At 62.8% G+C, this 14,182-nt stretch carries 13 protein-coding genes; 9 read left to right on the top strand and 4 right to left on the bottom strand.

What is annotated here, in order from left to right:
- Positions 1-67 precede the first annotated feature (67 nt).
- Together CAF90_RS02290 and CAF90_RS02285 are read left to right on the top strand one after the other, a co-directional pair.
- On the top strand, positions 68-1,213 hold the full coding sequence (locus tag CAF90_RS02290) for a sterol desaturase family protein (RefSeq protein WP_085603209.1): 1,146 nt from the start codon (positions 68-70) through the stop codon (positions 1,211-1,213).
- Between the two features lie 56 nt (positions 1,214-1,269).
- Positions 1,270-2,286, top strand: a complete 1,017-nt coding sequence (locus tag CAF90_RS02285; protein ID WP_256578423.1) for an SMP-30/gluconolactonase/LRE family protein — start codon at positions 1,270-1,272, stop codon at positions 2,284-2,286.
- A 62-nt stretch (positions 2,287-2,348) separates the two neighbouring features.
- Here the strand turns inward: CAF90_RS02285 and CAF90_RS29500 are convergent, their stop codons facing one another.
- On the bottom strand, positions 2,349-2,519 hold the full coding sequence (locus CAF90_RS29500; protein WP_170929346.1) for a hypothetical protein: 171 nt from the start codon (positions 2,517-2,519) through the stop codon (positions 2,349-2,351).
- 109 nt (positions 2,520-2,628) lie between these two features.
- Complete coding sequence (locus CAF90_RS02280) at positions 2,629-2,871, bottom strand: YdcH family protein (protein WP_007959466.1); 243 nt, start codon at positions 2,869-2,871, stop codon at positions 2,629-2,631.
- Between the two features lie 205 nt (positions 2,872-3,076).
- Between CAF90_RS02280 and CAF90_RS02275 the strand changes: the two genes are divergently transcribed.
- From CAF90_RS02275 to CAF90_RS02245, 7 genes are all read left to right on the top strand, one after another.
- Positions 3,077-3,598, top strand: a complete 522-nt coding sequence (locus tag CAF90_RS02275) for a DUF4142 domain-containing protein (RefSeq protein ID WP_085603205.1) — start codon at positions 3,077-3,079, stop codon at positions 3,596-3,598.
- 229 nt (positions 3,599-3,827) lie between these two features.
- The gene (locus CAF90_RS02270) at positions 3,828-4,679 is read left to right on the top strand and encodes an STAS domain-containing protein (protein WP_085603203.1); all 852 of its coding nucleotides are present in this window, start codon (positions 3,828-3,830) and stop codon (positions 4,677-4,679) included.
- 3 nt (positions 4,680-4,682) lie between these two features.
- Positions 4,683-5,045, top strand: coding sequence for an STAS domain-containing protein (locus CAF90_RS02265; RefSeq protein WP_007959463.1), 363 nt, complete (start codon positions 4,683-4,685; stop codon positions 5,043-5,045).
- Complete coding sequence (locus CAF90_RS02260; protein WP_085603201.1) at positions 5,042-5,446, top strand: anti-sigma regulatory factor; 405 nt, start codon at positions 5,042-5,044, stop codon at positions 5,444-5,446. The genes CAF90_RS02265 and CAF90_RS02260 overlap by 4 nt, the downstream gene beginning before the upstream one ends.
- A complete protein-coding gene (locus CAF90_RS02255) occupies positions 5,443-6,453 on the top strand; it encodes an ATP-binding protein (RefSeq protein ID WP_085605127.1) in 1,011 nt (336 codons plus the stop codon). Before CAF90_RS02260 ends, CAF90_RS02255 begins: the two co-directional genes overlap by 4 nt.
- Positions 6,446-7,321, top strand: a complete 876-nt coding sequence (locus tag CAF90_RS02250) for a sensor histidine kinase KdpD (RefSeq protein ID WP_085603199.1) — start codon at positions 6,446-6,448, stop codon at positions 7,319-7,321. The genes CAF90_RS02255 and CAF90_RS02250 overlap by 8 nt, the downstream gene beginning before the upstream one ends.
- Positions 7,311-9,254, top strand: a complete 1,944-nt coding sequence (locus tag CAF90_RS02245) for a response regulator (RefSeq protein WP_085603197.1) — start codon at positions 7,311-7,313, stop codon at positions 9,252-9,254. Before CAF90_RS02250 ends, CAF90_RS02245 begins: the two co-directional genes overlap by 11 nt.
- Before the next feature lie 95 nt (positions 9,255-9,349).
- Here CAF90_RS02245 and CAF90_RS02240 read toward each other — a convergent pair whose 3' ends face one another.
- Both CAF90_RS02240 and CAF90_RS02235 read right to left on the bottom strand, forming a co-directional pair.
- Positions 9,350-11,983: an excinuclease ABC subunit UvrA gene (locus CAF90_RS02240; protein WP_085603195.1), complete on the bottom strand. Its 2,634-nt coding sequence runs from the start codon at positions 11,981-11,983 to the stop codon at positions 9,350-9,352.
- 28 nt (positions 11,984-12,011) lie between these two features.
- On the bottom strand, positions 12,012-14,123 hold the full coding sequence (locus CAF90_RS02235; protein ID WP_085603193.1) for a PAS domain-containing sensor histidine kinase: 2,112 nt from the start codon (positions 14,121-14,123) through the stop codon (positions 12,012-12,014).
- Positions 14,124-14,182 lie beyond the last annotated feature (59 nt).

Here is a 14,182-nt window from a genome sequence, read left to right as displayed (position 1 = left end):
TGCCCCTGCACAAACGGCGGGATCGGCTACTCTGCCGGGATAACGACAATATTCGCAGGTGACCGCAGTGAGGCAGACCACCGAGGCATTTCGCAGCCGCTACCGTGCGGCGATCCATCCCCGCTACAACCCGTGGCTGCACGGCGCGTTCGTGCTGCTGTTCGGCGTGCTGGCCATCGGTGCGTTCTGGAGCAGCGTGCACCAGGTGCAACCGCTGGAATGGCTGACCGTGCCGCTGACCCTGCTGTTCTTCAATTTCGGCGTGTACATGGTGCACCGCCACCTCGGCCATCACAAAAAGAGCTTCGCCCGAATGTTCTATGCCCGGCATGCCGGCGACCATCACAGCTTCTTCACCCCCGGCCACATGACTTACGACGGAGCCCGCGACTGGCGGGTGATTCTGTTTCCGGCCTGGCTGATCGTGCTGCACACGCTGGCGATCACCCTGCCCCTGTGGTGGCTGTTCGCGCAGGTCAACAGCAACGTCGCCGGGCTGTTCGGCGGCTGCATGGTGTTCGGTTACCTGACCTATGAAGTGTTTCACGCCTGCGAACATCTGCCGCCGCAGAACCCGCTGACCCGCCTGCCGTGGATCCGCCAGATGCGCCGTCTGCACGAGCTGCATCACCGTCGCGAGCGCATGCAGGAACGCAATTTCAATATCGTTTTTCCGCTGATGGACTACCTGTTCGGCACCCTCTACTGGGAGCCGGAAACCGCCCCTCTCACCGATTCGAGAACGCCCATGACCCGCATGCAGCACACAGTCGACATCGCCGGTGATCCGATCGCCGTCCTCGCCTACGCCGCCACCGTCAGTCGCTGGCCGGAGTGGCATCCGTCATCGCTGAAGATCGACGGCCCGAGCGGTGCGTTGCATGCCGGTGCGCGATTCGACGAGGACATTCATGCCGGTGGGCGCGAGGGGCATTTGCGCTGGGAAGTCACCGAATACCTGCCCGGCCGGCGCTGGTGCGCGCGGGCCCAGAGTGATCAGGGTCTGTCGTTGCTGCTGACCTATGAATGCTCGGCGCAAAACGATGCCACGCGGTTCGTGCGCACCCTCGATTATCAGTTCGAGGGCATCGGCCTGCGCATCGCCAACCACCTGCTGCTCAAGCGGCGCATCGATCGCGAATCGGCGGCTTCGATGCTGGCCCTTCGTGACATGGCGACCCGGCACTTGGCACTCGCGGGAGCCCACGTGTGAGATGGCGTTATCTGCTGTTGCTGCTGGTTATCGGGCTTCTGGGCTTTTTGCTCTTGATGCCGACCAAGGTCAAGCCCGTGGCCTGGACACCGCAACCGGCGCCCTCGCTGACCGAAGGCCAATTCGCTGACAACCAGCGACTCAAGGGCGCGGCACAAGTCGGCCCGAGCGACATCGAAGGCCCGGAAGCGCTGCTGCTGGAAAACGACTTTCTGATCACCGGACTGCATGACGGACGCCTGCTGCGCACCAGCCTCGACGGCCAGCAGCGCAAGGTGCTGGCGGATACCGGCGGCCGGCCGCTGGGGCTGGCGCGGCACCCCAACGGTTTGCTGGTGATCGCTGACGGGGTCAAGGGTTTGCTGTCCCTTGATGCACAGGGGCAACTGGTGGCGCTGACCACCGAAGCCAATGGCTTGCCGTTCGGGTTTACCGATGACGTGGCCATCGACAAGTCCGGGCATTACGCCTACTTCAGCGATGCCTCGAGTCGCTGGGGTTACGGTCACGATGGCGAAGCGATCATCGAGCACGGCGGCGACGGACGCCTGCTGCGTTATGACTTCCAGACCGGCAAGACCGTCGTGCTGCTCGACAAACTGGAATTCGCCAACGGTGTGACCCTCGGCCCGGAAGACGCCTATGTGCTGGTCAACGAAACCGGCGCCTATCGCATCAGCCGCTATTGGCTGACCGGGCCCAAGGCCGGCACCCAAGACCTGTTCATCGACAACCTGCCGGGGCTGCCGGACAACCTCGCCTTCAATGGCCGGGATCGCTTCTGGGTGGCGCTATACACGCCGCGCAATCCGCTGCTGGATCGCACCGCTGAACACCCGTTCGTACGCAAGATGATCGTGCGGGCCATGACCGTGCTGCCCAAACCGGTGGAGAAGCGCGGGTTCGTGCTGGGGCTGGACCTGGATGGCAAAGTGATCGCCAATCTGCAGGATGCCAGCGCCGGCAATTACTCGCCGATCACCACGGTGCGCGAGTATGGCGAGTGGTTGTATTTCGGCTCGCTGAAGGCCACGCACATGGCGCGGATGCCATTGGACGCCGCCTTGAAGTGAGGCTTTGAGATTTGTGATGAATCGGCTGACGTCATCGCTGGCAAGCCAGCGATGGCGGACGATCAGTTACTGGACCGATCGAACTTGTCCGGATCCTCATCCTCCGGCACTTCCTCGCTCTTGCGTTCCTCTTCAGGATTACGGACGGTGTGCGCCGGACTGTTCGGCTCGGAATGCGTCGGAACCGGGTCGAATGCGCCCTGCTCTTCACTAGGAAATTTTGGATCTTTCATAAGGCACCTCGCTGAGAGTCGCTATGTGAAGACTCTGAACATTCGAGGTGCCGGTCGGGGCTGTCGTTCCAGTCGCTTCACCACCAAAGGCCGGTGGCGCGACTGACGGTCAGGTTCGGGCCTGCAACTGCTCGACGATCTTGTCTTTGACCTGCAGGCGTTTCTCTTTGAGTTTCTTCAGGGTGTCATCGCTGGGTGCATCCGAGGTCGCCGTCTCGGCCTTGACGACTTCGGCGTCCGCCTGGGAATACTTGTTGATCAGTGCATCCAGATGTGGATCCGCGGTGCGTCGTTGCTGGATCTCTTCCTTCGTAAGTTTCAAGTCCTGTAACAAATCATGAGTCACCGGCATGGAACACCTCCGTCAGTTGATCGGCAGCCAACGCGACCGATTGCGCTGGCCAGGTATCAGAATGGCCTCGGTTGGCAGGTTCTGTCGACCACCTGTCAGACCAGCGGTGCCCGTTCGTCGCCCTTTCGCGAATGCGATAAAACCTTTGATCGACCAATTCCCTCCATTGAATAACGCTCACAAAAACCTGCGTGGAGAAACACCAATGGACGGATTCAAACTGCGTCATCTTTTTCTGGCCGTTGCGTTGAGCACCGGCATGGCCTCGGCCTTTGCCGCCACCGACAATGACTTCGTCGACAACGCTGCGGCCGGCGGCATTGCCGAGATCGAGACCAGCCGCCTGGCGCTGGAGAAGAGCCAGTCGGCCGACATCAAGGCCTTTGCCAACATGATGATCACCGACCACGGCAAGGCCAACGATGAACTGGCTACCATCGCCAAGGCTCACGACATCGAGGTGCCGGACACCACGACCCTGGTCAAACAAGCCAAAGAAAAAATACTCGAAGTCCGCGATGAGTCCTTCGATGCGGCGTACGCCAACAATCAGGTCAAGGCCCACGAAGAAACCATTGAACTGTTCAAGAAACAAGCCAATACCGTGACCGACGACAAAGTCAAAGGCGCCACTGAACTCAAAGCCTTTGCCCAGAAAATGTTGCCGGGGCTGGAAAAACACTTGGCTGCCGCCAAGGAATTGCAGGCCAAGCACCCGAGCAAGTAACCGCAACACACCTCAAGAGGCCGCCTCCATTGGACGCGGCCTCTTTGCATTGCACGCGAAAGATCAGCATTCCCGGCCACGCCGACTAGAGTTACCGGTGCGTTCCTTGCGGTAGATCAAAAATATCCTCGCGGGGACAAACAACTATTTCGAACGGCCAAGGTCATTCACTTCGCGCCGGTCATTTTCCGAAGAACCGGCCCCCAATTCGCAATGGAGCAACAGGCACATGGCAGCACTGCAGAACAGCACACTCGATGCGATGAAAAACAAACAGGCACAACTGCTGGGCGAATGGATCAACGGACTGCAAACCAGCGGTGCTACCCGCAACCTCAAAGAACACGACATACAGCAACAGACCGGCGAATTCCTGCAACTGGTGGTCAGTGGCCTGGAAAACGACAGCGGCACCAACATCACCGCGCAGGGCTGGGAAGGCATGCGCCAGTTCCTCGAAAAACTGTCTCAAAGTCGTGCCCAGCTCGGTCAGGATTCGCAACAGACCGCCAGCTTCATATTCTCGCTCAAGGGCCCGTTGTTCGCCCTGCTGCAAAACCATTATCAGGACCAGCCCGCCCTGCTCGCCGAACAGCTTTGGGAAATCTCCGAGCTGTTCGATGCCTTCGGTCTGTACACCATCCGTACGTTCCAGAAATCCCGTGAAGCGGTGATCAAGCGCCAGCAGGAAGAACTGCTGGAACTGTCGACCCCCGTGGTCAAGCTGTGGGACGGCGTGCTCGCGCTGCCGATGATCGGCACCCTCGACTCGCAACGCACCCAGGTGGTGATGGAATCGCTGCTTCAACGCATCGTCGACACCGGTTCGGAAATCGCCATCATCGACATCACCGGCGTGCCGACCGTCGACACCCTCGTGGCCCAGCACCTGCTGAAAACCGTGACTGCGATTCGCCTGATGGGTGCCGATTGCATCATCAGCGGCGTGCGTCCGCAGATTGCCCAGACCATCGTCCACCTGGGCCTCGACCTGCAAGGCGTGGTGACCAAAGCCAATCTGGCTGATGCGTTGAAACTGGCGCTGACCCGCCTGGGCATCACCCTCGCCAAGACGGTTTAACCAATGGAACGTATCCCGATTCTTCAGATGGGCGACTTCCTGCTGGTGACCATCCAGGTCGACATGCATGACCAGCTCGCCCTCACCCTCCAGGACGATCTGTCCGAACGCATCAGCAAAACCTCGGCGCGCGGGGTGCTGATCGACATCTCGGCGCTGGACATGGTCGATTCGTTCATCGGCCGGATGATCGGCACCATTTCCGGCCTGTCGAAAATCATGGACGCCGAAACCATGCTGGTCGGCATGCAACCGGCGGTGGCGATCACGCTGGTCGAGCTCGGCCTGAACCTGCCGGGCGTCAGCACCGCGCTGAACGTCGAGCGCGGCATGAAACTGCTGCAGGAACGAGTACGCCAGCAATGACCGTGCGCAGCAGTGGTACCCAACCGATCAACATCGAGCAGGACGTGGTGCTGGCCCGGCAACAGGCGCGAAAGCTGGCCACCGAATGCGGCATGCGCCTGATCGACCTGACCAAACTGGTGACCGCCGTCAGCGAGCTGGCGCGCAACACCATGGTCTACGGTGGTGGCGGCGACATGGACTGGGAGATCCTCGATGACAACCACAAGGTCGGCCTGCGCCTGACCTTTCGCGATGAAGGCCCGGGTATTCCCGACATCAAACTGGCGATGACCGACGGCTGGACCTCCGGCAGCGGTCTGGGCCTGGGCCTGACCGGGGCCAAGCGGCTGGTGGACGAGTTCGAACTGGACACAGAGCCCGGCAAAGGCACTCGCATAACGATCACCCGATGGACATGAACATCAGCGGGACATTGACCCAGGTGTTGGTGATCGAGGACAGCAGCCAGATCGGCCATGCCCGGCGCACGGCGCAGCGGCTGGCCGAGCAACACGGTTTCGGCGACAGCGACGCCGGCCGCGTGGCGCTGGTGGCCACGGAACTGGCGAGCAATGTGCTCAAGCATGCCGGGCACGGGGAATTGCACCTGCGCCTGGTGCCCCGTCAGGGTGACGACGGCATCGAGATGATTGCGGTCGACCGTGCCCAGGGGTTTGATCTGGACGCGTGTCTGGCGGACGGTTTCTCCACCGGCGGCACCCAAGGCATTGGTCTGGGTGCGGTCGCACGACAGGCCGATGTATTCGATGTGTTTGCCGATCATCGCGGCGCGGTGCTGCTGGCGCGTCTGTACCCGCGCAGCGACCGCCAGGCGGATCTGCCGTATGGTGTCAGCCAGCACTCGCTGCACAACGATCCCGCCTGCGGCGACGTCTGGCATCTGGCGATTCACGGCAGTGACATCAGCGCCCTGATCGTCGACGGCCTGGGCCATGGCGAAGACGCCGAGCGTGCGGCCCGTGCCGGGGAAAAGGCCTTTGCCCTGAGCCCGTTCGGCGCGCCAACGGTCCTGATGGAAGACATGCACCGCGAAATGATCGGGACACGTGGCGGCGCAGTGGCATTCGCGCAGTTTCACGCCGACCGCGCCAGCCTGACGTTCGCCGGGATCGGCAACATCGGTGCAAGCCTGATCGCCTCCGACAAATCCCGCGGACTGGCCTCGCACCCGGGGATCGTCGGCGGCCAATACCGAAAAGCCCAGCCCTTTGACTATGCTCACGTGAACGGACATCTATTGATCATGTACAGCGACGGCTTGCAGTCCCGTTGGAACCTTCAAGACTACCCCGGTCTGGTGCATCGCCATCCCGCCGTGATAGCCACCGTCCTGCACCGCGATTTCTGTCGCGGGCGCGACGATGTAACGGTGCTGGTCGTTGCCCTGGAGGCCGCCCATGGCTGAGTCCCCGACCTTGAACAGCGCTGAACAATCAGCGCTGATCGCTCAGTTGCAGAGCGAAACCGCCGCGCTGCGCGAAGAGCTCGACGAGACCAATCAGGGCGTGCTCGCCCTGTACGCCGAACTCGACACCCAAGCCGAACAACTGCGCCAGGCCTCCGACCTGAAAAGCCGCTTCCTGTCGTACATGAGCCACGAGTTCCGTACACCGCTGGGTTCGATCCTGAGCATCAACAGCCTGCTGGCCGACGAACTCGACGGCCCGCTCAGCCCCGAACAACACAAGCAGGTCGCGTTCGTCAGCAGCGCCGCCCGTGAACTCAGCGACATGGTCGACGACCTGCTCGATCTGGCGAAGATCGAGGCCGGGCGCATCAGCATTTCCCCGGCGTGGTTCGACATGTTCGATCTGTTCGCCGCACTGCGCGGGATGTTCCGGCCGATTGTCGACGCCACGGCCGTAGACCTGATTTTCGAAGAGCCGGTGGGCCTGCCACGTCTCTTCACCGACGACAAGAAGCTGGCGCAGATCCTGCGCAACTTCATTTCCAACTCGCTGAAATTCACCACCCGTGGCGAAGTCCGGGTCTCGGCGCGCCTTGAGGGTCAGGACAAGGTGCGATTTGCGGTCAGCGACACCGGCATCGGTATCGCCCCGGAGCTGCACGGCACCCTGTTCGAAGACTTTTCACAGGTCGACTCACCACTGCAAAAACGCCTGCGCGGCACCGGGCTCGGCCTGTCGCTGTGCAAGCGTTTCGCCGAATTGCTCGGTGGCGAGGTCGGTGTCGAAAGTACGCCGGGTGTGGGTTCAAGCTTTTTCGTGATCATTCCGCTGGCGATTGCCCAGGAGAACGTCGATGAAACATGACATCCGTCTGTTGATCGTCGATGACAACGTCGCCACCCGCTACGCCTTGCGCCGACGCCTGGAGCGACACGGTTACGAAGTGCTCGAGGCCGGCACCGGCGGCGACGGCCTGGCCCTGATCGCCAGCGAACCGCTCGATGCGCTGATTCTCGACGTCAACCTGCCGGACATGAGCGGATTCGACATCGTGCGTAAACTGCGCACCGACCCGGGCACTGCGTTGCTCCCGGTGATCCACGTGTCGGCGGCGTCGATCCAGACCGGCGACATCATCACCGGCCTCGATGCCGGTGCCGATGCGTATCTGATTCACCCGGTCGATCCCGATGTGCTGCTGGCAACGTTGCGCACCTTGCTGCGAGTCCGCGATACGGAGAACGCGTTGCGCGAAAGTGAGGCGCGTTTTCGCGAGATCTTCGTCAACATTTCCGCGCCCATCGCGGTGCTCGACGCCGACCTGAAAGTCCACGAGTGCAATCACGCCTTCTCCCAACTGATCCAGGACAACCGCGACCCGCAGACCCTCAGTGAGTGCTTCGCCGAGGATCAGAGCGCGATCCTCGACGAACTACGCTTGCGACTGGTGGACGGCGAACGCTGGAAAGGCACACTGAACATGCGTGTGCAGGGCGAGATCCGCGAAACCCAGTGGCAGATATCGCCGTACCGAACGCCAGAGCTCAGCCTGGTGTTCGTCGAAGACGTCACCGAACACCGCCATCGCGAACGCTCGCACCTGGCGCGGCTGGACGACACCACCACGCAACTGGCCAAGGAAGTCGCTGACCGGGTGCGTGCCGAATCGCAGCTGCTGCAAGTGCAGAAAATGGATGCGCTGGGCAAACTCACCGGCGGCATCGCCCATGACTTCAACAACCTGCTGACCGGGATCATCACCAGCCTTGAGCTGATCCAGAAACGCGTCGCCGATGCCCGCCCGGACAAGGTTCAGTTCTACGCTGAAGCCGCCCTGAATTCGGCGATGAGCGCGGCCTCGCTCACCCATCGCCTGCTGGCCTTCGCCCGCCAGCAACCGCTCGACACCCGCCCGGTGGACATCAACGAACACGTGCGTTCGCTCGAAGAATTGCTGGTACGCACCATCGGCGAACGCATCGCCCTCAAGCTCGAAATGACCACCAAACCTGCCATCGCGCTGGTCGATCCGATCCAGCTCGAAAGCGCAGTGCTCAATCTGGTGATCAACGCCCGGGACGCATTGCCACGGGGCGGCAATATCTGGGTCAGCACGTACGCGGCGTATTCCCACGGCGACCCGAACCTCGCCGATGGTTCCTATGTGGCGCTATCGGTGCGCGATGACGGTACCGGCATCGAGCACAGCGTCATCGATAAGGTGTTCGAGCCGTTTTTCACCACCAAACCGCTGGGCCAGGGCACCGGGTTGGGGCTGTCGACGATCTACGGTTTCGCCCGCCAGTCCGGCGGTGATGCGCACATCCGCAGCGTGGCGCGACGCGGCACCGAAGTGACGATCATGCTGCCGGCCACCAGTGATCCGACCGCTGTCGATGTAGCCCCGGTGACCATCGATCCGCAAGGCTCGGGCGAACATGTGTTGATCGTCGAAGACATGCCGGCCGTGCGCCTGTTCGTCACCGAGGTGCTGGAAGACGCCGGTTACCGCTGCACCCAGGTCGGCGACATCGAAACCGCGCTGGAGCGCTTGCAGAACGACCCGTCGATCAACCTGCTGCTGACCGACGTCGGCCTGCCGCGCATGAGCGGTCGCGAACTGGCGGACGTTGCCCGGGGCTGGCGTGAGGGGTTGCCGATCCTGTTCATGACCGGTTACGCGGAAACCGCGATCAACCGCCAGGTGTTCCTCGGTGCGGGCATGGACATGCTGGTCAAGCCGTTCCAGATCCGTGAGTTGCTGGACAAGGTACGCCGAACGCTCGACGGCGCCTGACACGCCGCCATCGCCAGCAGGCTGGCTCCCACATGGAACACCATAAACCTGTGGGAGCCAGCCTGCTGGCGATGACGATATTCGAGGCGCTACGGCTAGCGGCTGAGGGCGCGAGCAAGAAACGGCGCAGTCCGGCTCTTCCTGCTCGCCGCAACTTTCTGCGGCGTACCGGCCACGACGATCTTGCCTCCCTGATCTCCAGCGCCCGGACCAATGTCGATCACCCAGTCGCTCTGCGCCACCACGCGCATTTCATGCTCGACCACGATCACCGTGTGCCCTGCCGTCACCAGCGTATCCAGTTGCTCCAGCAAACGGTCGACATCCCGTGGGTGCAACCCGGTGGTCGGTTCATCCAGCACATACAACGTCGCGCCGCGCTGGTTGCGTTGCAGTTCGGTGGCCAGTTTGATGCGCTGGGCTTCGCCGCCGGACAACTCGGTCGCCGGCTGCCCGAGGCGCAGATAACCGAGGCCGATGTCGCGCAGCACCTCCAGCGAACGGCGGATCGCCGGTTGCTCGGCAAACACCGTCACCGCCTCGTCCACCGTCAGTTGCAGCACCTGCGCGATGCTCAAGCCCTGCCAGAGGATGGCCAACGTCTCGGGGTTGTAACGCGCGCCGTGGCAGGTCGGGCACGGCGCATACACGCTGGGCATGAACAGCAATTCGACACTGACAAACCCCTCGCCTTCGCAGGTCGGGCAACGGCCCTTGGCGACGTTGAAGGAAAACTGCCCGGCGTCGTAACCCGCCGCTTTCGCCTCGCTGGTTGCGGCGAACAACTTGCGCACGTTGTCGAACAGCCCGGTGTAGGTCGCCAGATTCGAACGCGGGGTGCGACCGATGGGTTTCTGATCGACCTGCACCAGACGTTTTATCGACTCCAGCCCGGCGCTGACCTGGCCGGTGCTGGCGGTCGGGGTATCGTCTTCCAGATTGAGTTCTTCCGGCTCGGCGTCACTGACGCTGCGCCCGAGCTGCGCGCCGACCAGTTCCAGCAGCGCCTGGCTGACCAGACTGGATTTGCCCGAACCGGAAACACCGGTGACCGAGGTGAAACAGCCAAGCGGAAATTCGGCGCTGAGGTTATTCAGGTTGTTGCGGGTGACGCCGTCGAGCTTCAACCAGCCGGACGGTTTGCGCGCCGTACGGGTCGAGCGTTGCTGTTCGGCGAACAGATAAGCGCGGGTCTGCGAGTCCTCGATCGCGGCCAGCCCCGGCGGCGGGCCGCTGTAGAGGATCTGCCCGCCCTTTTCACCGGCCGCCGGGCCGACGTCGATCAGCCAGTCGGCGCGGCGCATGGTGTCCAGATCGTGCTCGACCACAAACACGCTGTTGCCGTCGGCCTTCAGACGCTGCAACGCTTCGAACAGGGCCTCGCCGTCGGCCGGGTGCAGGCCGGCGGAAGGTTCGTCGAGCACGTAGATCACACCGAACAATTGCGAGCCCAGTTGGGTGGCCAGCCGCAGTCGCTGCAACTCGCCGGACGACAGGGTCGGCGTGCTGCGCTCCAGGGCCAGATAACCGAGGCCGAGATCGGTCAGGGTGCTGACCCGGTCCAGCAAGTCCTCGGCAATGCGCTGCGCGGCCAGGCGTTTTTCCAGCGACAGGTTCGGCGTATGGCGCACGTCCGGCGCATTGGCGTGGCCGCTGGCGCCATGGGCCACGCGCTGCTGGCGGGCTTCGCGGGTCTGGCTGTGGGTCAGGGTTTCGCCGGTTTCATCGGCGTGTTGCAGCCAGCTCGCGTCCGCCACCGGTTTCAAGACTTCGGCGACTTGCAGCAGCGGCATCCGCGACAGCTCGCCGATGTCATGCCCGGCAAACGTCACCGACAGCGCCTCGCGCTTGAGGCGTTTGCCATCGCACAACGGGCACAGGCTGCCGAGCATGAATTGCGACACGCGCTTCTTCATCAGCGCGCTTTGCGAATGGGTGAACGTGTGCAGGATATAGCGCCGGGCGCCGGTGAAGGTGCCTTGATAACTCGGTTCCATGTTTCGCTTGAGGGCGACGCGGGTCTCTTCCGGCGTCAGCCCGGCGTACACCGGAACCGTCGGTGTTTCCTCGGTGAAGAGGATCCAGTCGCGCTGCTTTTTCGGCAACTTGCGCCATGGAATATCGACGTCGATGCCCATGGTCACCAGGATGTCGCGCAGGTTCTGCCCCTGCCAGGCCAGCGGCCAGGAGGCCACGGCGCGTTGGCGGATGGTCAGATTCGGATCCGGCACCATCAACGCCTCGGTGACCTCGTAAACCCGGCCCAGTCCATGGCATTGCGGGCACGCGCCTTGCGGCGTGTTCGGTGAAAAATCCTCGGCATACAGCATCGGCTGGCCCGGCGGGTAGCTGCCGGCGCGCGAGTACAGCATGCGGATCAGGCTCGACAACGTGGTGACGCTGCCCACCGACGAGCGCGTGCTCGGCGTGCCGCGCTGTTGCTGCAGGGCCACGGCTGGCGGCAGGCCTTCGATCGAATCAACGTCCGGCACGCCGACCTGATCGATCAGCCGCCGCGCATAGGGCGCCACCGATTCGAAATAGCGCCGCTGGGCTTCGGCATACAACGTTGAAAACGCCAGCGACGACTTGCCCGACCCCGACACCCCGGTGAACACCACCAGCGCATCACGGGGGATATCGACGTCAACGTTCTTCAGATTGTGTTCACGGGCGCCGCGCACGCGAACCATGCCGGCGGCAGAACTGGAATTGCGTCTGGAAGTCATCGGCCAGCCTTGGTCAGGGGATTGGAGCTCAGGTGCTGAGCACGGAACGGATCATCTGCAGCAGTGCTTCGGGGCCATAGGGCTTGCCGAGCAAATGGGTGTCGGGGCTGAGCTGGTGGTTGCGCGAGATGATGTCGCGGGTGTGGCCCGAGGTGAACAGCACGGCCACCGGCGGCATTTGCACCTTGGCCCACGCCGCCAGATCGGAGCTTTTGATAAGACCGGGCATGACCACGTCGGTGAAGATCAGGTCGACCCGCGCGCCTTCCATCAACATCTGCATGGCCGCGTCGCCGTTGCCGGCGATCAACACGCGGTAGCCCTCTTCGCGCAGCAGCTCGACGGCCGAGGTGCGCACCGCTTCGTTGTCCTCGACCACCAGGATTGTCTCGTGGCCGCCCGTGAGGGGGGTCTCCACGCTTGGCGCCGCTTGACCCACCGCTCGCAGGCTGCGCGGAAAGTACAACTGCACGCGCGTGCCCTGGCCCACCTGGCTGTCGATCTCGACATGCCCGCCGCTCTGTTTGACGAAGCCGAACACCATGCTCAAGCCGAGGCCCGTGCCCTGGCCGTCGGCCTTGGTGGTGAAGAACGGTTCGAACACCTGCTCGAGCATGTGCGGGGCGATGCCGACGCCGCTGTCACTGACCGAAACCCGGACGAAATCCCCCGGCACGATCCCCTTGCCCGAACAGAACGCCCGATCCAGTGAAAGGTTGGAGGCGCCGAGCACAATCGTGCCCTCGCCTTTCATGGCGTCCCGGGCATTGATCGCCAGATTGAGAATGGCGTTTTCCAGTTGATTGCGATCAACGTTGATGTGCCACGGTTCGTCCGGCAGTTGCACGTCGATCTGAATGGTTTCGCCCAGCGCCCGTTGCAGCAACTCACCGACGCCTTCGAAGATCTGCCGGGGATTGCACACCGCCGGCGACAGCGGCTGGCGACGGGCAAACGCCAGCAGTTGCGAGGACAGCTTGGCGCCCCGCTCCACCGCCGCCAGCGAGGCGCTGACCCGACGCTGGACGTTGGCATTGTCCGGTTCATGCCGCGCCAGCAGATGCAGGTTGCCGGCGATCACTTGCAGCAGGTTGTTGAAGTCATGGGCCACGCCGCCCGTAAGGCCGCCGATGGCCTCGAGCTTCTGCGACTGACGCAATTGCTCTTCCGCGGCGAGGCGCGCCTCGACTTCATCCGCTACCCGCTGTTCGAGGTTGCGGGTGAACTTGAGCAGCGATTCTTCGGCGATCTTGCGCTCGTGAATATCGATCAGCACACCGGGGAAACGGAACGGCCGGCCCTGCTCGTCGAATTCGCAAGCGCCGCTGGCGAGCACCCACAGACAACTGCCATCGGCACGCACCACCCGGTACTCGGCGTTGTAGGGCTCGCCGGTACGCACCGAATTCTCCACGCACTCCTGTACCCAATTACGGTCGTCCGGATGAATGTGCGTCTCGGCGATATGCTGAGGCAGGTTGCTCAGGTCTTGATCAGGCGGGTAGGAAAATGTCCGGGCAAAACGCTCGTCGGCCGACAGCACGTTGTTTCTGACGTCCCAGACAAACGAGCCGAGCAGTGCCCCCGCATTGAGTGCCAGGCGCACCCGCTCGTTGTCGGCGCGATAGGCATCTTCAGCGGCCTGGCGCAGACGCTCGGACAGCACCAGTTCAGTGGTTTCCACCACCATCGCCATCACGCCGGAAGGCACGCCGGCATCGTTGGCCACCGGGCTGTAATACAAATCGAGCCAGACATCCTCCGGCACGCCGTCGCGCAGCAACACCAAGACCTTGTTGCGATATTCCAGGGTGCCGCCGGCCAGACAGGTGTCGACCACATGCCGGTTGAAATCGGCGACCTCCGGCCAGCCCAGTTCCACCGGTGATCCGAGCAGGTACGGATGCCGGCCGCCGGCGAATCGCGAATAGGCGTCGTTGTAGATCATGTAACCGGCATGGCCCCAGAGCATGACCATCGGCAGCGGCGAGGCCAGCATCAGCTGGACCGTGCTGCACAGGCTGGCCGGCCAGGTTTCGAGGGGGCCCAGATCAGTCCTGCTCCAGTCAAACGCACGAATGCGCCCGGCCATCTCGCCTTGCCAGCCGTCACACCCATGGCTATCGGATAAAAACTGCATCAGCTGCTTCAACGCCTTGTGGTGGGTCCGGTTCTATCGCCGCGCGTTCAAACGCCACG

This window comes from Pseudomonas sp. B37(2017), from assembly GCF_002112885.1.
In the GTDB taxonomy this organism is placed as follows: domain Bacteria; phylum Pseudomonadota; class Gammaproteobacteria; order Pseudomonadales; family Pseudomonadaceae; genus Aquipseudomonas; species Aquipseudomonas paraglycinae.
This window is presented reverse-complemented; position numbering and strand designations above follow the sequence as displayed.

Excerpts from the sequence above, each read along its gene's own strand:
- CAF90_RS02285 (WP_256578423.1), top strand. The coding sequence starts at position 1,270 with ATGCCGACCAAGGTCAAGCCCGTGGCCTGGACACCGCAACCGGCGCCC.
- CAF90_RS29500 (WP_170929346.1), bottom strand. The coding sequence starts at position 2,519 with ATGAAAGATCCAAAATTTCCTAGTGAAGAGCAGGGCGCATTCGACCCG.
- CAF90_RS02280 (WP_007959466.1), bottom strand. The coding sequence starts at position 2,871 with ATGCCGGTGACTCATGATTTGTTACAGGACTTGAAACTTACGAAGGAA.
- CAF90_RS02275 (WP_085603205.1), top strand. The coding sequence starts at position 3,077 with ATGGACGGATTCAAACTGCGTCATCTTTTTCTGGCCGTTGCGTTGAGC.
- CAF90_RS02270 (WP_085603203.1), top strand. The coding sequence starts at position 3,828 with ATGGCAGCACTGCAGAACAGCACACTCGATGCGATGAAAAACAAACAG.
- CAF90_RS02265 (WP_007959463.1), top strand. The coding sequence starts at position 4,683 with ATGGAACGTATCCCGATTCTTCAGATGGGCGACTTCCTGCTGGTGACC.
- CAF90_RS02260 (WP_085603201.1), top strand. The coding sequence starts at position 5,042 with ATGACCGTGCGCAGCAGTGGTACCCAACCGATCAACATCGAGCAGGAC.
- CAF90_RS02255 (WP_085605127.1), top strand. The coding sequence starts at position 5,443 with ATGAACATCAGCGGGACATTGACCCAGGTGTTGGTGATCGAGGACAGC.
- CAF90_RS02250 (WP_085603199.1), top strand. The coding sequence starts at position 6,446 with ATGGCTGAGTCCCCGACCTTGAACAGCGCTGAACAATCAGCGCTGATC.
- CAF90_RS02245 (WP_085603197.1), top strand. The coding sequence starts at position 7,311 with ATGAAACATGACATCCGTCTGTTGATCGTCGATGACAACGTCGCCACC.
- CAF90_RS02240 (WP_085603195.1), bottom strand. The coding sequence starts at position 11,983 with ATGACTTCCAGACGCAATTCCAGTTCTGCCGCCGGCATGGTTCGCGTG.
- CAF90_RS02235 (WP_085603193.1), bottom strand. The coding sequence starts at position 14,123 with ATGCAGTTTTTATCCGATAGCCATGGGTGTGACGGCTGGCAAGGCGAG.